Raw genomic sequence first — 18,571 nt, forward strand, 5'->3', positions numbered from 1 at the left:
GCTGAGTGACTGATGCCCAGCGCTGTGGCGGCGGTGGGCATTTGTTATGATGCGCGATTCGTTGGCATTTCAGGAAATCGCGTGAACCCTAACCCTTGCATGACTTGCGGCGCGTGTTGCGCCAGTTTCCGCGTCTCGTTTTACTGGGGCGAAACCGACGCAGCCCCCACAGGCTCTGTACCTGCCTACCTGACCGAGGCGATTGCCCCGCACCACGTTGCTATGTTGGGCACGAACCAAGCTAAACCCCATTGCATCGCACTCGAAGGCGTGGTTGGTGAATGTGTCAGTTGCACTATTTACTCGCTACGCTCTTCGACGTGCCGAGAATTTACCGCTTCGTGGGAATACGGTGAACATAATCCTACCTGTGACCGCGCCCGCGCTAAGTACGGTTTAGCACCGCTGCTGCCGACTGTTGGCTGATTTGTATGCTAAGCGGGAATTAAATCACTAATTTTCAGGTCAATAGCATCTGAGGGCATGGAATTATAGTATATGTCAATAACAGCGTATTCCAGCAGGCACTTTGCTTAGCCTGTGCCTGCGGAACACCGGAGGAGTGAGCTATGCGTTTCACCGACTGGTTATGGAAAAAGGGTATTGGCTGGCTCAATACCGTCCCCCGCGCAGAAGATTTCAGCGCCCTGTGTAATTTTGAATTCCTTGAACGCGAAATCCGTCCTGCCGATGTAATCCTGTTTGCGGGTCAATCCCGTGTCAGCAAAGTCATCCAAACCGTGGTGTTGTCGCCTTGGACTCATGCCGCTTTGTACGTTGGGCGATTGAACGATATTCGTGATCCGAAAGTCCGTTCCCGCCTTGCTGCTTATTACGATGGGGATTTGAGTGAACCCTTGGTGATCGAATCCCTGCTTGGCAAAGGCACGATTGTCACCCCCTTACGTCAGTACCGCAAAGAACACCTGCGCATTTGCCGCCCTGCCACGCTGACTTGGCAGGATGCGGATAAGGTGGTGAATTTCGGGATCGAACACCTCGGCATGGGGTATGACGTGCGTCAATTATTGGATTTGGCACGTTTTATTTTCCCCTATGCGATTTTACCGCGTTGCTGGCGCTCAAGCTTGTTTCAACACAATGCAGGGCAACCGACGCACATTGTGTGTTCCAGCATGATTGCGCGGTGTTTTCAGCAAGTGCATTACCCGATTTTGCCGATTGTGCATAACGCGCAACAGGATGAAGTGCGTTTTTACGAACGCAACTTCCGCCTGATTACCCCTAGCGATTTTGATTACTCACCCTACTTTTCGGTCATTAAATACCCGGCATGGAACACGGGGCGCGAACCCGCGTACCGGACCTTGCCTTGGCATCAAGATAAGGAGGCTTCCCATGAGTTGGTTAACAAAATACCGGCAGCACTACCTGAGCCGCCCGATCATGCGTCTGATGAAACAGCAATTACCACCGATCTCGCAGACGGAACAGGACGCACTGGACAGCGGCAACGTCTGGTGGGACTCCGAACTCTTTTCCGGCAAGCCGGATTGGGGACGTTTGCACGCTCTCTCCATTAGCAAGCTGACGGCGGAAGAACAGGCGTTTCTCGATGGCCCGGTGGAAGAGTTGTGCCGCCGTTTGGATGACTGGCAGATTACCCACGAACTTCTTGATTTGCCACCGGATATTTGGGAGTTCCTCAAGCAGCAGCGTTTTTTTGGCATGATTATCCCCAAAGCATACGGTGGTTTGGGCTTTTCTGCTTTGGCGCATTCGCAAGTGGTGATGAAGGTTTCCAGCCGCAGTGCAACTGCTGCTGTCACGGTGATGGTGCCGAATTCACTTGGTCCCGGCGAATTACTGATGAAATACGGTACAACCGCGCAAAAGGATTATTACCTGCCACGTTTGGTGGATGGGCGCGAAATTCCGTGCTTTGCGCTGACCGGCCCTGAAGCGGGTAGCGATGCCAGTTCGATTCCCGATAGCGGCGTGGTGTGCCGTCAGGATTTCAACGGGGAAACGGCGGTGTTGGGGATTCGTCTGAATTGGGAAAAGCGTTACATCACCTTAGCGCCAGTCGCAACCTTGCTGGGGCTGGCGTTCCAGCTTTATGACCCGGAACATTTGCTGGGGGATAAGGAGGAACTGGGGATTAGTGTGGCGCTGATTCCGACCACTCACCCCGGTGTGGAAATCGGTACGCGGCATTTTCCGTTGAATATTCCGTTTCAAAATGGCCCCAATTACGGGCGCGATGTGTTCATTCCCATCGACTGGCTGATTGGTGGGCAAGCGCAGGCAGGCAAAGGTTGGCGGATGTTGGTGGAATGTTTGGGTGAAGGGCGCGGTATTTCCCTGCCTGCGTTGTCGACAGGCGCGGCGAAAGTGGCAGCGTGTTATACCGGCGCGTATGCACGGGTGCGCCAGCAATTCGGAATGCCGATTGGCTATTTTGAGGGCGTGGAAGAACCCTTGGCACGGATTCTCGGCAATACTTACCTTATGGATGCGGGGCGCATTCTCACCGCCACCGCGATTGATCAGGGGCAACGCCCGGCAGTGATTACCGCGCTGTTGAAATACCAGTTGACTGAGCGGATGCGGCGACTGATCAATGATGCAATGGATATTTCCGGTGGGGCAGGGATTTGCATGGGGCCTTCCAACTATTTAGCACGGGCGTATCAGTCGATTCCGATTGGGATTACGGTGGAAGGCGCGAATATTCTTACCCGTTCGCTGATTGTGTTTGGGCAGGGGGCGATGCGTTGCCACCCCTGGTTGCTGAAAGAAATACAGGCAGCCAAGGCGGATGATTTGGCGGCGTTTGATAGTGCTTTCATGGGGCATATTAAGCACATTGTAAGCAATCTGGGGCGCAGCGTGTGGTATGGGTTGAGCAATGCACGGTTTGTGGTGTCGGGTTCGCCGTTGACACGCGAGTATTACCGGCATTTGAGCCGCTTGAGCAGCCAGTTTGCGCTATTAGCCGATTACGCGGCGCTGTCATTGGGCGGTAATTTAAAACGACGCGAACGTTTATCGGGGCGCATGGCGGATATTCTTGCCAATCTGTACCTGTGTTCGGCAGTCCTCAAGCATTTTGAGGAGCAGGGCGAACCGGAAGCCGATGTGCCATTGATGGAATACGCTTGCAAACTGACGATTCACCGAGCGCAACAGGCGATGTTGGCAGCGTTTCACAATTTGCCGCATCCGTGGCTGGCAAAGACGTTGCGTACTTTGATGTTCCCGTATGGCAAGCCGTTTAGCCCGCCGGATGACCACTTGATTCATCAGGTGGCACGCTTGGCACTCGAACCTTCTGCAACGCGGGATCGTTTGACGGCGGGGATTTACATTACCAACGACCCGGCGGATCGGATGGGGCGGATTGAGGATGCGTTGCACAAAACACTGGCAGTCGCCGAGTTGGAAAAGCAGTTACGCAAGCTGATGAAATCGGGGCAGTTAGTGGCGCATACGGTGACGGAAGCGATTGTCGAGGTGGGGAGCAAAGGCTTGCTGGATAAATTTAGCGTGGAAAAATTGCTGGCAGCGCGGCGGGCGACGGCGAATGCGGTGCGGGTGGATGATTTTCCGGCGGAGTATTTTCGGCAGGCGCAAGTAGCGCCGCTCCTGAATGCTTCCTCAGCAAGGATTAAGGCATAAGCGGGAGTAAACCCAGGACATTGGGGTAGAGACGCAAGATTTTGCGTCTCTACGGGATGCCCAACAATTTGTGGGTTTGCACACTCAGTTTCCATTGCGGGTATTGCATACAATACGCAATCGCCGCTTTGGTATTTTTTGCTTGTGCCGCGCCATCCATTGCTTGCAGGTAGAAGTGCTGGAAATCCAGCCCTGCAAAGCGTTCGGGCATGGCGAGCGGTTGCGGGTATACCAACTTCAGTTCATTGCCATGCGTTAGCACGATCTCGCTGTCGGCTTTGGGGCTGACGCAGAGCCAGTCGATGCCTGCGGGGGCGGGTTTTGTGCCGTTGGTTTCTACGGCAATCTCGAAGTTTTCTTGGTGTAAAGCGTCGATCAGGGCTTTATCCAATTGCAACAGCGGTTCGCCGCCGGTGAAGACGATGAAGCGATTCATGTCTTTTTTTACGCCGATCCACCATTCTTGAATGATTGCCGCGACCAGTGCTTTGGCATCGCGGAATTTGCCGCCGTTGATGCCATCCACGCCCACAAAGTCGGTGTCGCAGAAGTTGCACACGGCTTTGGCACGGTCGGCCTCAACCCCCGACCACAGGTTGCAGCCAGCAAAGCGGCAAAAGATGGCGGGGCGTCCGGCGTGGAAGCCTTCGCCTTGCAGGGTGTAGAAAATTTCTTTGACGGAATAAGTCATACAGGCAACCCCGGTTCGTGTGCGCCCCATGATAATACCACGCCACAGCCCGGTGTTTCGTAGAGGTCGATGCGGTCGAGTTGTGGCAAGCCTGCGGCGGCTTGGGTGCGTATCCAACGGGCAACGCTGGCGGGGTCGGGTTCGTCTAGCCCGGTTAGGTCGTTGAGGTTGTGGTGGTCGAGCTGTTGGTAGATCGGCTTGAATTGGGCTTTTACGTCGCCGTAATCGACTGTCCAGCCCATCACGGTGTCGAGCGGGGCTGTTAGGTGCAGGCGCAGTAAGTAGCTGTGTCCGTGCAGGCGGCGCACGCTGTCAGAGGAGTCGGCGCGGTTGAGGGTTAGGGCGCTTTCAAAGCGTTGGTCTTTCCAGATGCGGTAATATTGCCCGTCGTAGTGGCAGCCTGCGGTGACGGTTTCGTAGACGCTGACCCATGAGAGCGCGTCGAGTTCGGGCTTGAGGCGTTCCCACAGCCATGCGGCGAGGGTTTCGCTGGTGGGGTTGTCTAAGCCTTGGATGTCGTTGAGGCAACGGTGGTGCAATTGGTCGTGCAAGGGTTGCCAGACGGCGGCGAGGCGGTCGAAGTCTACGCCCATGTCTTGCGCTTGCAGGTTTTGGTTGGCGTGGAGGATGACCTCGAAACCGTGACCGTGCATCCGTCCGCATTGGTGTCCGGGGGCGACGTTGGGGAGGCGGTGCGCGGCTTCAAAGCGGAAACGCCGCCAAATGTGGGCGTTGTCGGCAAGGTCGAGGTCTGCGCCTTGGTGCAAGGTGCTTTGTACGCCGACCGAGGCGACGCTGGGCAGGGCGAGGCGGGCGCGTATCCAACGGGCGAGGTTTTCATCCGTGGGCATTGGCAGGAATTGGTTGAGGTCGTTGTAGTCGAGGGGCGCAACGCTGTGGGCGAGTTGTTGGCGTAGGGCTTCGACGGAGCTTGCACCGATGGCGCGGACTTTGGCGAGAAAGCTGTGTCCGTGCAGGCGACGGGCGGGGTGTGCGGCGGAAAGCGGCGATTGCCCTAGGGCATTTTCGACGCGGCAGGCGGCTTCAAAGGGGGCGGCGGCGACGTAAAACAGGGTTTCGTTCATGGGGTGGAGGGGGCTTGCTGGGAATCAAGCGGGAATTATGGCGTAGGCGGGGGCGTTGCGCTATGTTTTCGGTATATTTGTCAGGCTGCCATCTTTATAGGAATGACGGGATAAAGCCCTTTGTTGGCTCAAAATCATTATCACCAAATAATTTGGACAGGATAATGCTTGAAAACCCCATCACCACTCAGAAACACCATTTCCTCAACATTGGCTTGGGCAATCAGAAGACGGTCAAACGGGTCTTTATGAACATCAGGTAAAGCAGCAACCCCTAACACATGGGCTGTCTGTATCGGTAAAATCTGAATGGCATTTTTTTGCACTTGTTCGGAGATCAGCCTATCCAACGGCAAATGAAGCTCCAATTTGCCTAATTGATGCTTTATCTGCATCTCCCAAATGCTGGCAACGCTCAAAAATATCTCATTTTGAGTATCTTCACACAGTGCCAACACCTTGGCTGGAAGTTTGTTTGGTTGACTGTCCCACCATAAAAATGTGTGGGTATCTAACAGCAGCCTCATTCTGTACCCAGCCAGAAATCGTCTGATAAGGGCGCATCAAAATCAGCAGCCATCACCGCACAACCAGCGTGTAAGCCAGCCTGACGTGTTGTTGGCACAGCAGATCGGGCAAGGGGCGCACTGTATTTATTGAACAGAAACTCAACAAAATTAAGTATTTCTCGTTGAACACTCTCCGGCAAGCGGCGGGTGTGTTCAGTGATTAGCTCTACTGTACCCATAATGGTATCACTCCAGTTATTTCTCTTGGGTCAGTATAGCTAAGGATGCCGCTGTTGACTATTTTCGGTGTAGCACGAACCTTCCCGCGTATCAGTGCGGCGCACGAATCCAACGGCGGGCGAGGTTTTCATCCGTGGGCATCGGCAGGAATTGGTTGAGGTCGTTGTAGTCGAGCGGGGCAACGCTGTGGGCGAGTTGTTGGCGTAGGGCTTCGACGGAGCTTGCACCGATGGCGCGGACTTTGGCGAGGAAGCTGTGTCCGTGCAGGCGACGGGCGGGGTGTGCGGCGGAAAGGGGCGATTGCCCTAGGGCATTTTCGACGCGGCAGGCGGCTTCAAAGGGGGCGGCGGCGACGTAAAACAGGGTTTCGTTCATGGGATGGAGGGGGCTTGCTGGGAATCAAGCGGGAATTATGGCGTAGGCGGGGGCGTTGCGCTATGTTTTCGGTATACTCGACAGACTTGCATAAAATTAACTGTAACCTGTTGTGTTACATTGCTTGGCGGATTATAGTAGCTAAAAGGAAGCAAGATGATCATTAGCTTTATTCATAAAGGTTTAGAACGCTTTTACCTGACAGGTAGTAAAGCAGGTATTCAACCTGAACACGCTCCGAAATTGCGTCGAATTCTGACCGTTTTGGAAACAGCCCAGATACCAGATGATATGGATTTGCCCGGCTACCGACTTCATCCCCTGCAAGGCAATAGACAAGGAACATGGTCTGTTAGGGTCAGCGGTAACTGGCTTATTACGTTTCAATTTACTGAGCAGAATGTTGAACTTGTCGATTATGAAGACTATCACTGAGGAAATACGATATGCCGATGTATGATCCTGCCCATCCGGGTGAAATCCTTGGAGAAGATATTCTCAAAGAGTTAAATATAACCATTACCGCAGCCGCTGAAAAACTTGGCATTAGCCGGAAAACACTTTCTGCTATCGTTAATGGTCATGCCCCCATTACAGCAGAAACCGCTATCAAATTGGAGAAAGTATTTGGCAAGCCTGATGCTGAGCATTGGCTACGTATGCAAATGACTTATGATTTGTATCATGCTCGTCAGAAAATGGCGGCATAATGTCAAATCTGGCGGGTGCGGTGGTGGGTAATATCAGTATATTCGACAGGCTTGCAAAGCTGATCTATCGGCACGGGTGTGCCTGTATATTGCAAGAAACCGCGCAATGATTTTGCTGGATAAAGTCCCTTTTCTTTGGCTTCGAGTATGACAATCTGGACGATATTGCCGTCTTTATCGTAGCTGATATTGATATTCCAGCTCTGCGAGACTTCACGGACAATCGGGTTATTGTTGAACCGTTGAACAAGGATGTCATCATCTTCGTAGTATTTAATGTTCATCGTTTAACTCCCAGTTGATCATAACTGTCTTAATAATCAGGTTATTACGCTTAATCGCTGCTGCACACAGCATATTGTCCTGACGGGCAGGGTATGTTTTGTAAATCCACAGATGCTGCTCGTCTCTGTACTTGATATCACCGGATTCTATCAGGTCAGTATTAGTCCCTACTATAGGCTATTATTACCATTGGGAATTTACGCTCTGGGTGCTTAACTTTCCATTGAAAATTATTATTTAAGTATCGTGGTTTTTATAGATGATATCTGTTTATTGAGATAATTTTTGATAAATCCAATTTCTTATGGAATATTTATCGTCTGACTCTTCGTAGCTCCCTCCGTTCTTTTCAATTAGTGTTTTTTTATCTACTAACTTTACTGTTACTTTCTTTTGTTTATGGTCGTGAGATAATAAACGAAATAATTCATTGCAATTAAAGTCAAAAAATACAGGCGTGGAAGAGTTAGCCCATCGTTCAAATAATTTACTGGAATCCCAAGCAAAAGTTATTATTAATGGCTTTAGTGATTCAACTATAGGGCCGAGCATGACAATGCTTATGTTGAAATTGGCTCCATCCAAAGTTCCTTTTCTATCACCATTGACAATCCAAAACATATTTTTATAAAAGATTTCGCGTGAAGCGACTTCTTCTGGAGTTATTGATGAGTTTTGAAACTCTATTACCATGTTGTTTTGAGTTTTTATATCAGCAATGTGTTTTTCATTCGTTCGTGAGTCGATATGTATTATCTCTTGAAATGCTGGTGGGAAATAATTCTTCCACTTTCTATGCCATTCGGTTTCATTTTCCCACCATGGATCGCATTTTGCTTTTGATTTATGTGCCCAGTGCCATATTTTATATTTTCCGCACTTTGCTATAGTCAATTCGCCACAAAAAATGCAATTCCCTTTAATGCTAGGGCTTGGCTTTGATTTAACTCCTTTAACTAAAGAAAATTGCATGTTGACTGTGCCTTTATTAAGCCTAGCGTTTTGTGTGACGGACGGGGTGTGGAATAAGCTGTGTACATTTGCGAGTTATCGGCGCGTTTGTCATCGATTTAATTGCGAGGTAATTAATTGCAAGATTTTTGATCTATAATGATAAGAGAATTTCTTTAAAGCTTACTTGTTATTTTCTTGAGCACCATGTGATATTAAGAAGTCTTTAATTGTGTTGTTTTTACATATATTTGCAATATCTAATGCTGTTCTTCCATCATTGTCGAGTTTGTTAATGTTTTCTCCATTCTCTAATATGTTTTTGATCATGTCGTAATCTTGAAGCCAAACTGCATTGTGTAATCGCTCAATTTTATCAGCATTGTTTTGTTTTTCAATTGATATGAAAGTCTCTTTTTTATGCATAGATTCCTCTGGGCTGTCCCCATAGTATGTATTTTTAACTCTTTTTGATTTTTTTAGATATGCAATCCATATTAATGTGCTAATGGTCGAAATTAACATTGGAGTGACTGAGGTTGATAAGGTATTGCTCAAAGAAATTTTATCAAATGAAGTTATTGGTAAAATTATGCTCAGTATGAATGAGGCAATTGGTCCAGATACCCATAAATATGATATAGCATTCTCAACGGCGGTAGGTTTTTTCTCTTTAGCTAGAAATATTCCAGATGCAATACCATATATACTAATACAGATGACTATAAACCAATATATTTTTTTAAATGTAATCCATTCTTCTGAGTTTGATAAAAGAGGATTTTGTGCTTCTACAAGAATGAAATCACTAGTCGTACTACCTATGTTTCCTAGTGGTGCAATTACAGTTATTGCGATAATGAAAAATAAAAGCCAACCACCGATACCCTTTGGGGAGCAGCAATTCCCGCCGATCTTAAAATGACTGTATAATCATGGTCTTGTAAAACGAGTCACTGTGCAACGAAATGCCTGCAAAACCACCTCCCCTGCCTCTTGTTGGTAGCCTGAAGCTACGCAAGACCCTCTCAGTCCCCGGATTGCTGGAACGTGTGCGCGGCTGTTTCAGTGAAGTCACTGACCACCGCAAAACCAAACCCGACTATCCCTTGGTTGACGTGCTGATGTCAGGGCTTGCCCTATTTTCGTTGAAAGACGGCTCACTGTTGCAGTTTGACAAACAGCGCGGGGACAAGGCACGACGGCACAACCTGAAAACCCTGTTTGGCATCCCCGATGCTCCTGTGACAGCCAAATGCGCACGGTATTGGACGGGTAAAACCGCAGCGTCTGCGCCCGGTGTTCCGCGCCATCCATCAGGAACTGCAACGGCAAGGCATACTGGAAGGCTACCGTTTTCTCAGGAAAGTATTTAGTCAGTATTGATGGAACAGGTATTTTTAGCTCTGGGGCTATCTCTTGCCCGGATTGTTGCATTAAGACACACAAGGACGGACGTGAGGAGTATTACCACCAGATGCTGGCGGCAGTGCTGGTTCACCCTGACAAGAATACCGTATTACCCTTTTTCCAGAGGCCATCACCAAGCAGGATGGCAGCAAGAAAAATGATTGCGAACACAATGCCTCTAAACGGCTCATCCCCCAGTTGCGCCAAGACTTCCCGCGCATGGAGATGATCCTGCTGCAAGATGCCCTTTCCTGCAATGCACCGCACATCCGTCTTCTGAAGTCAAACGGTTACAGCTTTATCATTACCGCCAAAGCCCGTAGTGGCAGCCTATTACTGAAGACGGTATTGGACGGGTTAGCCAATGGCAGTACCCAAGAATTGGCAGGCACGACGAGCAAAAAGTTACGGTGTGGCTACCGTTATGCCAACGACATCCCGCTCAACCATGCCAACCAAGACGTGCGGGTCAACTACATCGACTATTGGGAGGAACGCCCCGACGGTACAACCTTTATCTATGACTGCGTGACTGACATCCCCTCACCGCCGACAACGTGGCGGATGTGGTACGCGGCAGCCGTTCCCGCTGGAAGGTGGAGAACGAAACCTTTAACACCCTTAAAAACCTCGGTTACAACCTCGAACATAATTACGGTCATGGCAAGCAACATCTTTCCACTGTGTTCGCCACCCTGATGATGTTGGCCTTCCTGATCGACCAGATTCAGGAAGCTTGCTGCCAGTACTTCCAAGCCGCCCGCACCCGCTTACAGAGCCGTACCGCATTGTGGGAGAAGATGCGTGGGATGTTCCGTGAGCATCTGATTAGCGATTGGGAGTCCTTCTATGCTGCCATCATTTGGGGTTATGAACATGCTGACCTGACACCCAAAGGCATTCGCAGCGGATGAAAATCAGGCTTGAGGGTACGCTGGGGTTTTCCAACAGGGTGTTGGGTTATGCAAAAGTCAGGCGGTATTCGGGCAGGCTTTCAGGGCTTGGAGGGTATGGTTGTGCCCGTAAAAATCAAAGCCCTCGCAGGTCTGCGAAGCTCTGATTACCGATGGATAGCGGGAATTGCTGTTTGGGGAGTCTTTTTTTAGTTGTTTTGTAGCAGAACTCTCAGTAAGAAATGAAATTTTCTCTAAAGGATAACCACAATGAATACACTGATTAGACAGATTACTAATGTTGCGATGACATTCGGGACATTTTATGATTGACATAAGTATTATATTTAATGTTGATTGGTTAAGTTAGTTAGTATGAAATATTCTAAAAATTTATTAATTGGCGTTCTGGAATGTCGGGTTATACCGCTTTTGACTAATTGCTGCGCACACGTAGCATGTCGGATCGCTGACACGCTACCGCCCTGCCACGTTGAAACCAGCATAGGGTCGGTTGCGTGTTTTTATGATTGGTATGGCATAAGTTAAGTTATCGGCAGTATTTGACGAATTGCCCGAAACTCTATCATAAACTGACGAAAAATACCCACTTAATAATGCGCTGACCCAATCACGCGGACATTCGCCTCAAGAAAGCCCTTGGCGCATTCTAGCGGGCGTTACGCTTCCGGTTCAGCAGGCTGGGTGAAATCAACGCCTTCGTAGATGTCCGCGAGAGTCAGGGTGGCTTCCGGGCAAGGCAGCGTAATCGTTTGTTCCAATGAGTCAAACCGTGCCACATCCCAAGCGCCTTCTGCATCGCGGTAAAACAGCGTTACTTGCGGCTGATCTTGCGCCACGATCAGGTAGACCTGCAACGATGCCAGCTTTTGGTAAGCGATCAGCTTTTCGGTGAAATCCTTCCACTCCGTGGATTTGGAGGTGACTTCCACGATCAGACACGGTTTTTCCAGATAATACTCATCGGCTTCATCGCGTTGGCAACCGACGATCACATCGGGGTAGTAATACGCCTTGGAACGTTGCGCCCGCACTTTGACATCGGAAGTATTGACCTTGCAGGGTGTGCCACGTGTTGCGGCGCGTAATGCAAAGGCTATATGTAAGGCAATATCATTGTGCCTGATGGATGTACCCGCCATCGCGTATATCTGTCCATCCACGTATTCATGGCGAAATTCGGCGGTTTTCTCGCCTTCCAGATAATCCTGTTCGGTAATGTACGCAGTGTTTTCGGCGGTATTTTTTATTGCCAGCATGGTATCGTTCCGATGGCTACTTTAGGTTAGATGGTTCGATCATAGTGTAGCAAGAAATGACACGTACACGGGGATGCCATGCTGGAATTCTGGAACACTGTCCTGTTTTCCTTTGCGGTGACGGGGCCGATTTTTTTATTGCTGGGCTTGGGCGCATGGCTGGCGCATCTGCGGGCGGTGAATGACAATTTCGTGGAAGTCGGCTCGCGCTTGGTGTTTACCTGGGCGTTGCCTGCCTTGTTGTTTGTGAGTATCGCGAAAACCTCGATCAGCGCCACCACGAATCTGGAACTGATTGCCTACGGTTTGGTGGCAATGTTGGTGCTGTTCGTGTTGACGGAATGGGCAGTAACAGCCTTGGTGCAGCCGCCAGAAGATCGCGGCGTGGTGGTGCAGGGTATTTTTCGTTCCAATATGGCGATTATTGGGCTGGCGTATTGCGTGAATGCTTACGGTGAGGTGGCGTTGGCGGCAGCGTCGTTATACGTGGGGATTTTGAGCATTTTGTTCAATATTCTGGGGGTGATTACCTTGAGCCGTTCTCTGCATAAACACCAAGGCGTGGGGCGGATGTTGCGTAATATTGTCACCAATCCCTTGATTATCGGCATTGTATTGGCATTGCCGTTTGCATGGTGGGATGTGCGCCCGCCTGCGCTGGTGATGAAAGCCGGTGAAACTTTGGCGGATATGACCTTGCCGTTGGCGTTGCTGTGTACCGGCGCATCCTTGGATTTTCATACCCTGAAACAGGAATTCAGCAACACCATGCTGGCGAGTCTGAGCAAGTTGATGGCGATTCCGTTCTTGTTTACGCTGGGTGGCTGGTGGTGGGGCTTTCGCGGCATGGATTTGGGCATTTTATTACTGATGTCGTCCGCACCCACGGCGGCAGCGAGTTACGTGATGGCTCGCGCCATGGGCGGCAATGCCACATTGGCAGCGAATACGGTGGCGTTGACGACCTTGGGTTCATTGCTGACCACGAGTGTGGGGATCATGGTGTTGCAAGGGCGCGGCTTGATGTGAGAGGCAACGGGCGTTACGCAACCGAACGTTGATGCAGCAGCAATAACGGGTCAGCCAGGTCCGCCTCAACAAAGCCTTTGGCGCGGAGCAGGCAGGAATCGCATTGCCCGCAGGGTTTGCCGTCATCACCGGGATCGTAGCAACTGCTGGTGAGGCTGTAATCCACGCCGAGTTCCATGCCCTTGATGATAATGTCGGCTTTGCTCATCTGGATTAACGGGGCGTGGATGGTGAGTTTATTGCCCTCAACCCCGCTTTTGGTGGCAAGGTTTGCCAGCGTCTCAAACGCGCTGATGAATTCCGGGCGGCAGTCGGGGTAGCCGGAATAGTCGAGCGCGTTGACTCCCACGAAGATGTGGTTGGCTTGCAGCACTTCCGCCCAGCCGAGCGCAAACGAGAGGAAAATGGTATTGCGGGCGGGGACGTAGGTGATCGGGATGTCAGTTTCCATCACGGCAGTGTCGCGCCCCTTGGGAACCTCAATGTCAGCCGTCAACGCCGAGCCGCCAAAAGCACGCAGGTTGATGTCGGCAATGACGTGTTCCTTGACCTGCATCGCGGCTGCAACGCGCTGTGCGGAGGCGAGTTCGACGCTGTGGCGTTGCCCGTAGCGAAATGAGAGTGCGTAGGGTTCATAGCCTTGCGCTTTGGCAATGGCGAGGACAGTGGTGGAATCGAGTCCGCCACTGAGAAGGATGACTGCTTTATTCATGGGCTGGTGGGGCTTGGTTTGGAATCAAGCGGGAATTATGGCGCAGGCGCGGGCGAGGCGCTATGTTTACGTGATATAGGTCAGACAAGCTGACGCTCTGCGGCGTAGAATGTTGGGAAAACCTATACTAAAAGGAGTCAGCGTGCATACTATCCAAGACATCCGCAATATTGTCTTCACCGGACATACAGGCGCAGGCAAAACCAGCCTGATTGAAGCCCTGCTGTTTCAGGCAGGCGAAACCACCCAACAAGGCGTGATTGAAAAAGGCAATACCGTCACTGACTGTGACCCGCTCGAACAACAACACCAACATTCCCTGTATATTTCTGTCGCTACTGCCCACCATGCCGGTTGCCATATTAACCTGATCGACACACCGGGATACCCTGACTTTCAGGGGCAGGTGCTGAACGCTTTGTCAGCCGCTGATACCGTCGTGGTAGTGATCAATGCCGTAGCCGGTATCGAACCCATGAGCCGCAAAGTGATGGAATGGGCAAGCCAGCAGCATTTGCCGTGCATGGTCGTGGTCAACCGCATTGATGCTGCACCCGACAAGCTGGAACAGTGCCTTCAGGAAATTACTGAGGTGTTTGGGCGCGAATGCCTGCCGCTGGAATTGCCCGTCAACCAGGCGGCGCAAGTGGTGGAAGTGTATGAACACGAATCCGGCACGGCGGATTTTTCCTCGGTAGCGGCAGCCCATACCGCGTTGATCGAGCAGGTGGTGGAGGCGAATGAAGCGGCGATGGAACATTATCTGGAGGAGGGTACTGTCCCAGCGGCTGAATTGCATGAAGCGTTTGAACAAGCGTTGCGTGAAAACCATCTGGTTCCCGTTTGCTTCACGTCAGCTAGGACTGGTGCGGGCATTCCTGAATTGCTGGATATTATCGCCAAACTGGCACCCAACCCGTTGGAGGCGACGCCGCACCCGTTTATCCGTCACCAAGGTCAGAAAACCGTGGAAGCATGGGCGGTTCCCGACCCGGATAAGCCATTGCTGGCACACGTTTTCCATATCGAATTCGACCCGTTTGTGGGCAAGTTGGCGTTGCTGCGGGTACATCAGGGCAGTCTGAAACTGGGCAGTAAGGTATTGGTGGGTGCGGAAGGCAAGCCCGTCAAAATTGCGCATTTGTATCGCTTGCAGGGTAAGGAACGTATTCCTGTTCAGCAGGCGGTCGCGGGCGATATTTGTGCCGTTGCCAAAATCAACGAGATTGAACCGGATACCATTTTGCACGAACGCCATGAAGATGATGGCATTGAAATGGTTGGGATGACCTTGCCTACGCCATTGGTGGGTTTTGCCTTGCGAGCCAAAAAACGCGGTGACGAACAGAAACTGTCGGAAGTGTTACACAAACTGGTCGCGGAAGACCCTTGTTTGCGCATTGAATACGATACGGCAGCCAATGAAACAGTGCTGCGTGGTCTGGGTGATTTGCATCTGCGCATTGCGCTGGAACGCATGGACAAGCAGTATCACGTCGAAGTGGATGCTGCCCCGCCCCGGATTCCATATCGGGAAACCATTACCAAGTCGGTGCAAGCGCAATACCGCCACAAAAAGCAAAGTGGTGGGGCAGGGCAGTTCGGTGAGGTGCAACTTGAAGTCGAACCGCTGGAACGTGGTGCGGGCTTTGAATTCGTCAACCGCATTGTGGGTGGGGCAATTTCTGGCTCATTGATCCCGGCAGTGGAAAAAGGCGTGCGGCAATTATTGGCATCGGGGGTAGTTAGTGGGCATCCGCTGATGGATCTGCGGGTTACGCTGCTGGATGGCAAAATGCACTCGGTGGATTCCAAGGAAATTGCCTTCGTGGTGGCAGGGCGCAAAGCTTTTATGCAAGCCGTTGCCGACGCCAGCCCCATTATTCTGGAGCCGCTGGTGGATTTGGAAGTAACGGTTCCCGCCAGCGCAATGGGTGACATTTCCGGCGATTTGGCGACTCGGCGGGCGCAGATTCGTGACGCGCAAGCCGATGCAGCGGGCAATATGGTCATTCAAGCCAAAGTCCCGTTGGCAGAACTCGACGATTACGCCTCACGCTTGAATTCACTGACGGGCGGCGAAGGGAGCTGGGCTATCCAGTTCAGCCACTATGAGCCGACCACGGAAAAGACCCAGCAGGCATTGATGGCGCAGTACAAGGCTGCTGACGACTGAACAACTACCCTCAAAGCTCGGCAATGTAGGACAAGGTTTCAGGATGCCGTTGTACCAAACGTAATGGCGTTACCGCTTGACCGCCCCTGTTCCCAACTTTCGAGCGTTCGGGCAGAGGTGTGTAAGTGACGAGCAAACACGCCTCGTGACATGACATGGGTGCGCGAGGTGAGTTTCTCAAACAAATGCGTCTTGCTGCGGCTATCCATTGGTATACGGCGGGTAAGGTGTCGCAGGAAAAAGCCGCCTTGATCGCAGGGCTGGACCGCGTGGATTTTCTGGCGGCATTGGCGGCGGAACAGGTGGAAGTGTTCGCCGTGGATATGGATAGCCTCAAGTATGAATCCTAGTTCAAGACAGTCATCCCCAACACTTTGGCAGATTCATTCAAATGCTTGTCAAAACAGGCAAACATCAACGGCTGCGGCATGATTTGCAAGCTAATCGCTTCCGCCGCCGCCAAATGAATGCTGTCGTAACCCCGCAAGCCAAACTGATCCGCCAGATTGCCCGCCCGTTTGACCAGCATTTCAGTGGGCAAAATCACATTCAGCGTTTGCCAATCGTTGTCGATGACGGGCAACAGTTGGGCTTTTTGGGGGGCATTCAGACGTTGCATACGCTGCGCTTTTGCCAAGGCTGCGCGTAATTCGGCATAGGCAATCAGGTGGGTGCAAGTTTGTTCCGCTTGTTCAACCGCTGTATGGACTGCTTCTGAACCGTCTTCTTCCACATACAGTTTCAGCCATGCGGAGGTGTCGAGATAGAGTAGGGGGATGTTCATGCCCGGTCTTCCAGCAGCAAATCACTCAACGACGCACCTTCGGTTAAGCGGATACGCTGCGCAGCAGGTAAGCCCAGTTTTTTGCCAGCTTGCCCACGCCGTACCCATGCTAATTTATCCAGCGGTTGTGAGACGCGAAGTTGCAAGTTGGGTGCTAGGCGCGTCAAACGTGCTACCGGATTGCCGTGGGTGGTGACGATGATTTCTTCACCTGCTTGGGCGTATTTCAGGTATTCAGAAAAGCGGTTTTTGAGTTCGCGGACAGCAACGTGCATAACGGTTATCTCATTTGTGGCTATATTTTAAAATTGTAGCCACAAGTGAGAGTGTTTACAAGTGCGGAGAATCGCTGTAGTTCAGACTGATTTGCGGCAAGGTCTTCGACGATTATTGTGGCTGGATGCGTGGTTTACGCGGCATACGGGTGACGGATTTGCGGCCTGCCTGTGTTTGACGCTGGCGCATTTCTTCACAGATTTTGTGCAGGTCGTAGTCTAACCGTTTGGCGTATTCTTCACGGATGTGGTGCATTTCTTCCACAATTGTGTCTTGTAACATGGTTAGTCCCTCATCAAACCGTATCCAAACTGATTCCCAAAAAGCGGAAGTCTTTCAGATTGAATGTGAACAGCGTCAGGTTGTGGCGTTGGGCTGTAGCGGCAATGAGTGCATCGGCCAGCAATTTTTGGTGTTGCTGGAGTTCGCGCTTGTTGCGTACCTCGTAGGCAATTTCCATATCCGTGACGGCAGAAATGCACATTCAGGATCATAGGGTGTAACGCGGTTTTCTGGCGTTGCGCAGGTATTCCTCAGTGCGGGGCATATCCTGACGGTTTGCCCACATACCGAAACCGGGCAGGGGTTTTTCTTCTTTGCTTGGGGTTTCCTCAGCGGTAGCAGCCAGTTTTTTCAGTTTGGCTTGCAGGTATTCAAGAAAATCCAGCACTTCCCGCGCTTGTTCTTCCGGCAAGGTTTTGGCGCGTTCGTAGATGAGGTCGGCGGTGGTTATGGTGTTCATGGTTGCCTCCTTGGGTATCTTGTTGCCATTGTAGCGGTTTTGAATGCTGCCGATGTAGACATATTAGGTTACTTTGGGCTGTGAAATGTATTTGTGGAGGCATAACCCTTCAACAACTTCAAAGTGTTTGGCATTTCCCGTTGCCAACGCCAGCCCGTATTCCAACGCGGTTGCTGCAATCAGTGCGTCGGCAAGTTGCATGGAATGGCTATGGAAATAGCGGCGAACCAAGGCTACGGCGCGTTCTGAAATACTGTCATTGATAGACAGGCGCGATACCGCCATGTTTTTGAGTGTTTTGTCGATGGCTTGTGCTTCACGCTTGTTTTTCGCACCCTGAATCAGTTCCATGTAGGTCACATCAGAAATGGCGAGGTCATCGAAGCTGTCCAGAAATGCGCTGGCGTGCGGGTTTTTGCGTGTTACCCAAATCAGTACATCGGTATCAACCAAAATCAAAAGCGTGACCTCCGCAGATGGCGGACGTAGGCGGCGGGGTCTGCCATTTCTGCGCGGTCTTGCCATAAGCCGTAGAGTGGCGTATCGCTCCAACTGGTTTTGCGTTTCCCAGCAGTTTTGGTGGCTGGTTTGACAGGGTAGCGGCTGCGAATAAATTCGATGTAGTGCAATACTTCGCGTTGAGCACTTTCAGGCAAGCCGCGAGTCTGCTGGGCGATTTGTTGCTCCAAGGTTTGCATGGTGTCGTCGTCCCGAAAACTGTGTTGACAGTTAGTATAAGGGGCTTTTTAGGAATTGCCAAAAGCTAAAGGATTTAGGCAAC

Annotated in this window: 28 protein-coding genes and 2 pseudogenes; 11 read left to right on the forward strand and 19 right to left on the reverse strand. The window is 51.1% G+C overall.

Annotated elements, in window-relative coordinates; translation table 11 throughout:
* Positions 1-12: 12 nt before the first annotated feature.
* The 3 genes and pseudogenes from L2Y54_RS11930 to L2Y54_RS11940 form a co-directional block, all read left to right on the forward strand.
* Positions 13-426 (forward strand): YkgJ family cysteine cluster protein, encoded by a 414-nt coding sequence (locus L2Y54_RS11930; protein ID WP_236496334.1) that lies wholly within the window; start codon positions 13-15, stop codon positions 424-426.
* A 143-nt stretch (positions 427-569) separates the two neighbouring features.
* Positions 570-1,544 (forward strand): YiiX/YebB-like N1pC/P60 family cysteine hydrolase, encoded by a 975-nt coding sequence (locus L2Y54_RS11935; RefSeq protein WP_236496335.1) that lies wholly within the window; start codon positions 570-572, stop codon positions 1,542-1,544.
* Positions 1,429-3,642 (forward strand): annotated as a pseudogene (locus L2Y54_RS11940) (acyl-CoA dehydrogenase); the annotation flags it as partial. The gene L2Y54_RS11935 and the pseudogene L2Y54_RS11940, both read left to right, overlap by 116 nt.
* A 49-nt stretch (positions 3,643-3,691) precedes the next feature.
* Here L2Y54_RS11940 and queE read toward each other — a convergent pair.
* The 5 genes from queE to L2Y54_RS11965 form a co-directional block, all read right to left on the reverse strand.
* Positions 3,692-4,333: a 7-carboxy-7-deazaguanine synthase gene (queE, locus tag L2Y54_RS11945; protein ID WP_236496336.1), complete on the reverse strand. Its 642-nt coding sequence runs from the start codon at positions 4,331-4,333 to the stop codon at positions 3,692-3,694.
* Complete coding sequence (locus L2Y54_RS11950) at positions 4,330-5,418, reverse strand: 6-carboxytetrahydropterin synthase (RefSeq protein ID WP_236496337.1); 1,089 nt, start codon at positions 5,416-5,418, stop codon at positions 4,330-4,332. The genes queE and L2Y54_RS11950 overlap by 4 nt, the downstream gene beginning before the upstream one ends.
* Before the next feature lie 140 nt (positions 5,419-5,558).
* The gene (locus tag L2Y54_RS11955) at positions 5,559-5,945 is read right to left on the reverse strand and encodes a type II toxin-antitoxin system VapC family toxin (protein WP_236496338.1); all 387 of its coding nucleotides are present in this window, start codon (positions 5,943-5,945) and stop codon (positions 5,559-5,561) included.
* A complete protein-coding gene (locus L2Y54_RS11960; protein ID WP_210225821.1) occupies positions 5,942-6,166 on the reverse strand; it encodes a DUF2281 domain-containing protein in 225 nt (74 codons plus the stop codon). The genes L2Y54_RS11955 and L2Y54_RS11960 overlap by 4 nt, the downstream gene beginning before the upstream one ends.
* Before the next feature lie 91 nt (positions 6,167-6,257).
* Positions 6,258-6,542, reverse strand: a complete 285-nt coding sequence (locus tag L2Y54_RS11965) for a 6-carboxytetrahydropterin synthase (RefSeq protein WP_236496339.1) — start codon at positions 6,540-6,542, stop codon at positions 6,258-6,260.
* Between the two features lie 156 nt (positions 6,543-6,698).
* Here L2Y54_RS11965 and L2Y54_RS11970 point away from each other — a divergent pair, with 156 nt between their 5' ends.
* The gene (locus L2Y54_RS11970) at positions 6,699-6,977 is read left to right on the forward strand and encodes a type II toxin-antitoxin system RelE/ParE family toxin (protein ID WP_236496340.1); all 279 of its coding nucleotides are present in this window, start codon (positions 6,699-6,701) and stop codon (positions 6,975-6,977) included.
* 11 nt (positions 6,978-6,988) lie between these two features.
* On the forward strand, positions 6,989-7,252 hold the full coding sequence (locus L2Y54_RS11975; RefSeq protein ID WP_236496341.1) for a HigA family addiction module antitoxin: 264 nt from the start codon (positions 6,989-6,991) through the stop codon (positions 7,250-7,252).
* A gap of 2 nt (positions 7,253-7,254) precedes the next feature.
* On the opposite strand, the gene L2Y54_RS11980 is transcribed toward L2Y54_RS11975, so the two are convergent.
* The 4 genes and pseudogenes from L2Y54_RS11980 to L2Y54_RS21885 all read right to left on the reverse strand — a co-directional run.
* A complete protein-coding gene (locus tag L2Y54_RS11980) occupies positions 7,255-7,536 on the reverse strand; it encodes a DUF2283 domain-containing protein (RefSeq protein WP_236496342.1) in 282 nt (93 codons plus the stop codon).
* Positions 7,537-7,807: 271 nt separating this feature from the next.
* The gene (locus tag L2Y54_RS11985; RefSeq protein WP_236496343.1) at positions 7,808-8,509 is read right to left on the reverse strand and encodes a competence protein CoiA; all 702 of its coding nucleotides are present in this window, start codon (positions 8,507-8,509) and stop codon (positions 7,808-7,810) included.
* Positions 8,510-8,671: 162 nt separating this feature from the next.
* The gene (locus L2Y54_RS11990) at positions 8,672-8,914 is read right to left on the reverse strand and encodes an ankyrin repeat domain-containing protein (RefSeq protein WP_236496344.1); all 243 of its coding nucleotides are present in this window, start codon (positions 8,912-8,914) and stop codon (positions 8,672-8,674) included.
* A gap of 84 nt (positions 8,915-8,998) precedes the next feature.
* A pseudogene (locus L2Y54_RS21885) lies at positions 8,999-9,403 on the reverse strand (DUF2569 family protein); the annotation flags it as partial.
* Between the two features lie 53 nt (positions 9,404-9,456).
* Here L2Y54_RS21885 and L2Y54_RS12000 point away from each other — a divergent pair.
* A complete protein-coding gene (locus L2Y54_RS12000) occupies positions 9,457-9,864 on the forward strand; it encodes a hypothetical protein (RefSeq protein ID WP_236496346.1) in 408 nt (135 codons plus the stop codon).
* 121 nt (positions 9,865-9,985) lie between these two features.
* On the opposite strand, the gene L2Y54_RS12005 is transcribed toward L2Y54_RS12000, so the two are convergent.
* Positions 9,986-10,138, reverse strand: coding sequence for a hypothetical protein (locus L2Y54_RS12005; RefSeq protein ID WP_236496347.1), 153 nt, complete (start codon positions 10,136-10,138; stop codon positions 9,986-9,988).
* On the opposite strand from L2Y54_RS12005, the gene L2Y54_RS12010 reads away from it, so the two are divergent.
* Both L2Y54_RS12010 and L2Y54_RS12015 read left to right on the forward strand, forming a co-directional pair.
* Complete coding sequence (locus L2Y54_RS12010) at positions 10,118-10,597, forward strand: hypothetical protein (protein WP_236496348.1); 480 nt, start codon at positions 10,118-10,120, stop codon at positions 10,595-10,597. The two genes, L2Y54_RS12005 and L2Y54_RS12010, sit on opposite strands and share 21 nt — an antisense overlap.
* Positions 10,597-10,812, forward strand: a complete 216-nt coding sequence (locus L2Y54_RS12015) for a hypothetical protein (RefSeq protein ID WP_236496349.1) — start codon at positions 10,597-10,599, stop codon at positions 10,810-10,812. The genes L2Y54_RS12010 and L2Y54_RS12015 overlap by 1 nt, the downstream gene beginning before the upstream one ends.
* Positions 10,813-11,471: 659 nt before the next feature.
* On the opposite strand, the gene L2Y54_RS12020 is transcribed toward L2Y54_RS12015, so the two are convergent.
* On the reverse strand, positions 11,472-12,071 hold the full coding sequence (locus tag L2Y54_RS12020; RefSeq protein WP_236496350.1) for a Uma2 family endonuclease: 600 nt from the start codon (positions 12,069-12,071) through the stop codon (positions 11,472-11,474).
* Between the two features lie 78 nt (positions 12,072-12,149).
* Between L2Y54_RS12020 and L2Y54_RS12025 the strand changes: the two genes are divergently transcribed.
* Complete coding sequence (locus L2Y54_RS12025) at positions 12,150-13,100, forward strand: AEC family transporter (protein WP_236496351.1); 951 nt, start codon at positions 12,150-12,152, stop codon at positions 13,098-13,100.
* Positions 13,101-13,113: 13 nt separating this feature from the next.
* Here L2Y54_RS12025 and queC read toward each other — a convergent pair whose 3' ends face one another.
* Entirely contained in the window at positions 13,114-13,812 is a 699-nt protein-coding gene (gene queC, locus L2Y54_RS12030) for a 7-cyano-7-deazaguanine synthase QueC (RefSeq protein WP_236496352.1), read from the reverse strand.
* A 142-nt stretch (positions 13,813-13,954) separates the two neighbouring features.
* On the opposite strand from queC, the gene fusA reads away from it, so the two are divergent.
* Together fusA and L2Y54_RS12040 are read left to right on the forward strand one after the other, a co-directional pair.
* Positions 13,955-15,988: an elongation factor G gene (fusA, locus tag L2Y54_RS12035; protein WP_236496353.1), complete on the forward strand. Its 2,034-nt coding sequence runs from the start codon at positions 13,955-13,957 to the stop codon at positions 15,986-15,988.
* A gap of 155 nt (positions 15,989-16,143) precedes the next feature.
* Positions 16,144-16,338: a UPF0175 family protein gene (locus L2Y54_RS12040; RefSeq protein WP_236496354.1), complete on the forward strand. Its 195-nt coding sequence runs from the start codon at positions 16,144-16,146 to the stop codon at positions 16,336-16,338.
* Here the strand turns inward: L2Y54_RS12040 and L2Y54_RS12045 are convergent.
* From L2Y54_RS12045 to L2Y54_RS12075, 7 genes are all read right to left on the reverse strand, one after another.
* Positions 16,335-16,772, reverse strand: coding sequence for a type II toxin-antitoxin system VapC family toxin (locus tag L2Y54_RS12045; protein WP_236496355.1), 438 nt, complete (start codon positions 16,770-16,772; stop codon positions 16,335-16,337). The genes L2Y54_RS12040 and L2Y54_RS12045 overlap by 4 nt on opposite strands.
* Positions 16,769-17,047 carry a type II toxin-antitoxin system Phd/YefM family antitoxin gene (locus tag L2Y54_RS12050; protein WP_236496356.1) on the reverse strand — a complete coding sequence of 93 codons (279 nt, stop codon included), beginning with the start codon at positions 17,045-17,047 and terminating at the stop codon, positions 16,769-16,771. The genes L2Y54_RS12045 and L2Y54_RS12050 overlap by 4 nt, the downstream gene beginning before the upstream one ends.
* A 112-nt stretch (positions 17,048-17,159) precedes the next feature.
* On the reverse strand, positions 17,160-17,330 hold the full coding sequence (locus L2Y54_RS12055; protein ID WP_236496357.1) for a hypothetical protein: 171 nt from the start codon (positions 17,328-17,330) through the stop codon (positions 17,160-17,162).
* A gap of 13 nt (positions 17,331-17,343) precedes the next feature.
* Positions 17,344-17,532 (reverse strand): PIN domain-containing protein, encoded by a 189-nt coding sequence (locus L2Y54_RS12060; RefSeq protein ID WP_236496358.1) that lies wholly within the window; start codon positions 17,530-17,532, stop codon positions 17,344-17,346.
* 6 nt (positions 17,533-17,538) lie between these two features.
* On the reverse strand, positions 17,539-17,790 hold the full coding sequence (locus L2Y54_RS12065; protein ID WP_236496359.1) for a DUF2281 domain-containing protein: 252 nt from the start codon (positions 17,788-17,790) through the stop codon (positions 17,539-17,541).
* Between the two features lie 63 nt (positions 17,791-17,853).
* Positions 17,854-18,249 carry a type II toxin-antitoxin system VapC family toxin gene (locus L2Y54_RS12070; RefSeq protein ID WP_236496360.1) on the reverse strand — a complete coding sequence of 132 codons (396 nt, stop codon included), beginning with the start codon at positions 18,247-18,249 and terminating at the stop codon, positions 17,854-17,856.
* Positions 18,246-18,488 (reverse strand): DUF2281 domain-containing protein, encoded by a 243-nt coding sequence (locus tag L2Y54_RS12075; protein WP_236496361.1) that lies wholly within the window; start codon positions 18,486-18,488, stop codon positions 18,246-18,248. Before L2Y54_RS12075 ends, L2Y54_RS12070 begins: the two co-directional genes overlap by 4 nt.
* Positions 18,489-18,571: the final 83 nt, after the last annotated feature.

The organism is Thiothrix winogradskyi, from assembly GCF_021650935.1.
In the GTDB taxonomy this organism is placed as follows: domain Bacteria; phylum Pseudomonadota; class Gammaproteobacteria; order Thiotrichales; family Thiotrichaceae; genus Thiothrix; species Thiothrix winogradskyi.

Coding starts and splice junctions, on each gene's coding strand:
- L2Y54_RS11930 (WP_236496334.1), top strand. CDS start 13: ATGCCCAGCGCTGTGGCGGCGGTGGGCATTTGTTATGATGCGCGATTC.
- L2Y54_RS11935 (WP_236496335.1), top strand. CDS start 570: ATGCGTTTCACCGACTGGTTATGGAAAAAGGGTATTGGCTGGCTCAAT.
- queE (WP_236496336.1), bottom strand. CDS start 4,333: ATGACTTATTCCGTCAAAGAAATTTTCTACACCCTGCAAGGCGAAGGC.
- L2Y54_RS11950 (WP_236496337.1), bottom strand. CDS start 5,418: ATGAACGAAACCCTGTTTTACGTCGCCGCCGCCCCCTTTGAAGCCGCC.
- L2Y54_RS11955 (WP_236496338.1), bottom strand. CDS start 5,945: ATGAGGCTGCTGTTAGATACCCACACATTTTTATGGTGGGACAGTCAA.
- L2Y54_RS11960 (WP_210225821.1), bottom strand. CDS start 6,166: ATGGGTACAGTAGAGCTAATCACTGAACACACCCGCCGCTTGCCGGAG.
- L2Y54_RS11965 (WP_236496339.1), bottom strand. CDS start 6,542: ATGAACGAAACCCTGTTTTACGTCGCCGCCGCCCCCTTTGAAGCCGCC.
- L2Y54_RS11970 (WP_236496340.1), top strand. CDS start 6,699: ATGATCATTAGCTTTATTCATAAAGGTTTAGAACGCTTTTACCTGACA.
- L2Y54_RS11975 (WP_236496341.1), top strand. CDS start 6,989: ATGCCGATGTATGATCCTGCCCATCCGGGTGAAATCCTTGGAGAAGAT.
- L2Y54_RS11980 (WP_236496342.1), bottom strand. CDS start 7,536: ATGAACATTAAATACTACGAAGATGATGACATCCTTGTTCAACGGTTC.
- L2Y54_RS11985 (WP_236496343.1), bottom strand. CDS start 8,509: ATGCAATTTTCTTTAGTTAAAGGAGTTAAATCAAAGCCAAGCCCTAGC.
- L2Y54_RS11990 (WP_236496344.1), bottom strand. CDS start 8,914: ATGCATAAAAAAGAGACTTTCATATCAATTGAAAAACAAAACAATGCT.
- L2Y54_RS12000 (WP_236496346.1), top strand. CDS start 9,457: ATGCCTGCAAAACCACCTCCCCTGCCTCTTGTTGGTAGCCTGAAGCTA.
- L2Y54_RS12010 (WP_236496348.1), top strand. CDS start 10,118: ATGGAGATGATCCTGCTGCAAGATGCCCTTTCCTGCAATGCACCGCAC.
- L2Y54_RS12015 (WP_236496349.1), top strand. CDS start 10,597: ATGATGTTGGCCTTCCTGATCGACCAGATTCAGGAAGCTTGCTGCCAG.
- L2Y54_RS12020 (WP_236496350.1), bottom strand. CDS start 12,071: ATGCTGGCAATAAAAAATACCGCCGAAAACACTGCGTACATTACCGAA.
- L2Y54_RS12025 (WP_236496351.1), top strand. CDS start 12,150: ATGCTGGAATTCTGGAACACTGTCCTGTTTTCCTTTGCGGTGACGGGG.
- queC (WP_236496352.1), bottom strand. CDS start 13,812: ATGAATAAAGCAGTCATCCTTCTCAGTGGCGGACTCGATTCCACCACT.
- L2Y54_RS12040 (WP_236496354.1), top strand. CDS start 16,144: ATGGGTGCGCGAGGTGAGTTTCTCAAACAAATGCGTCTTGCTGCGGCT.
- L2Y54_RS12045 (WP_236496355.1), bottom strand. CDS start 16,772: ATGAACATCCCCCTACTCTATCTCGACACCTCCGCATGGCTGAAACTG.
- L2Y54_RS12050 (WP_236496356.1), bottom strand. CDS start 17,047: ATGCACGTTGCTGTCCGCGAACTCAAAAACCGCTTTTCTGAATACCTG.
- L2Y54_RS12055 (WP_236496357.1), bottom strand. CDS start 17,330: ATGTTACAAGACACAATTGTGGAAGAAATGCACCACATCCGTGAAGAA.
- L2Y54_RS12060 (WP_236496358.1), bottom strand. CDS start 17,532: ATGTGCATTTCTGCCGTCACGGATATGGAAATTGCCTACGAGGTACGC.
- L2Y54_RS12065 (WP_236496359.1), bottom strand. CDS start 17,790: ATGAACACCATAACCACCGCCGACCTCATCTACGAACGCGCCAAAACC.
- L2Y54_RS12075 (WP_236496361.1), bottom strand. CDS start 18,488: ATGCAAACCTTGGAGCAACAAATCGCCCAGCAGACTCGCGGCTTGCCT.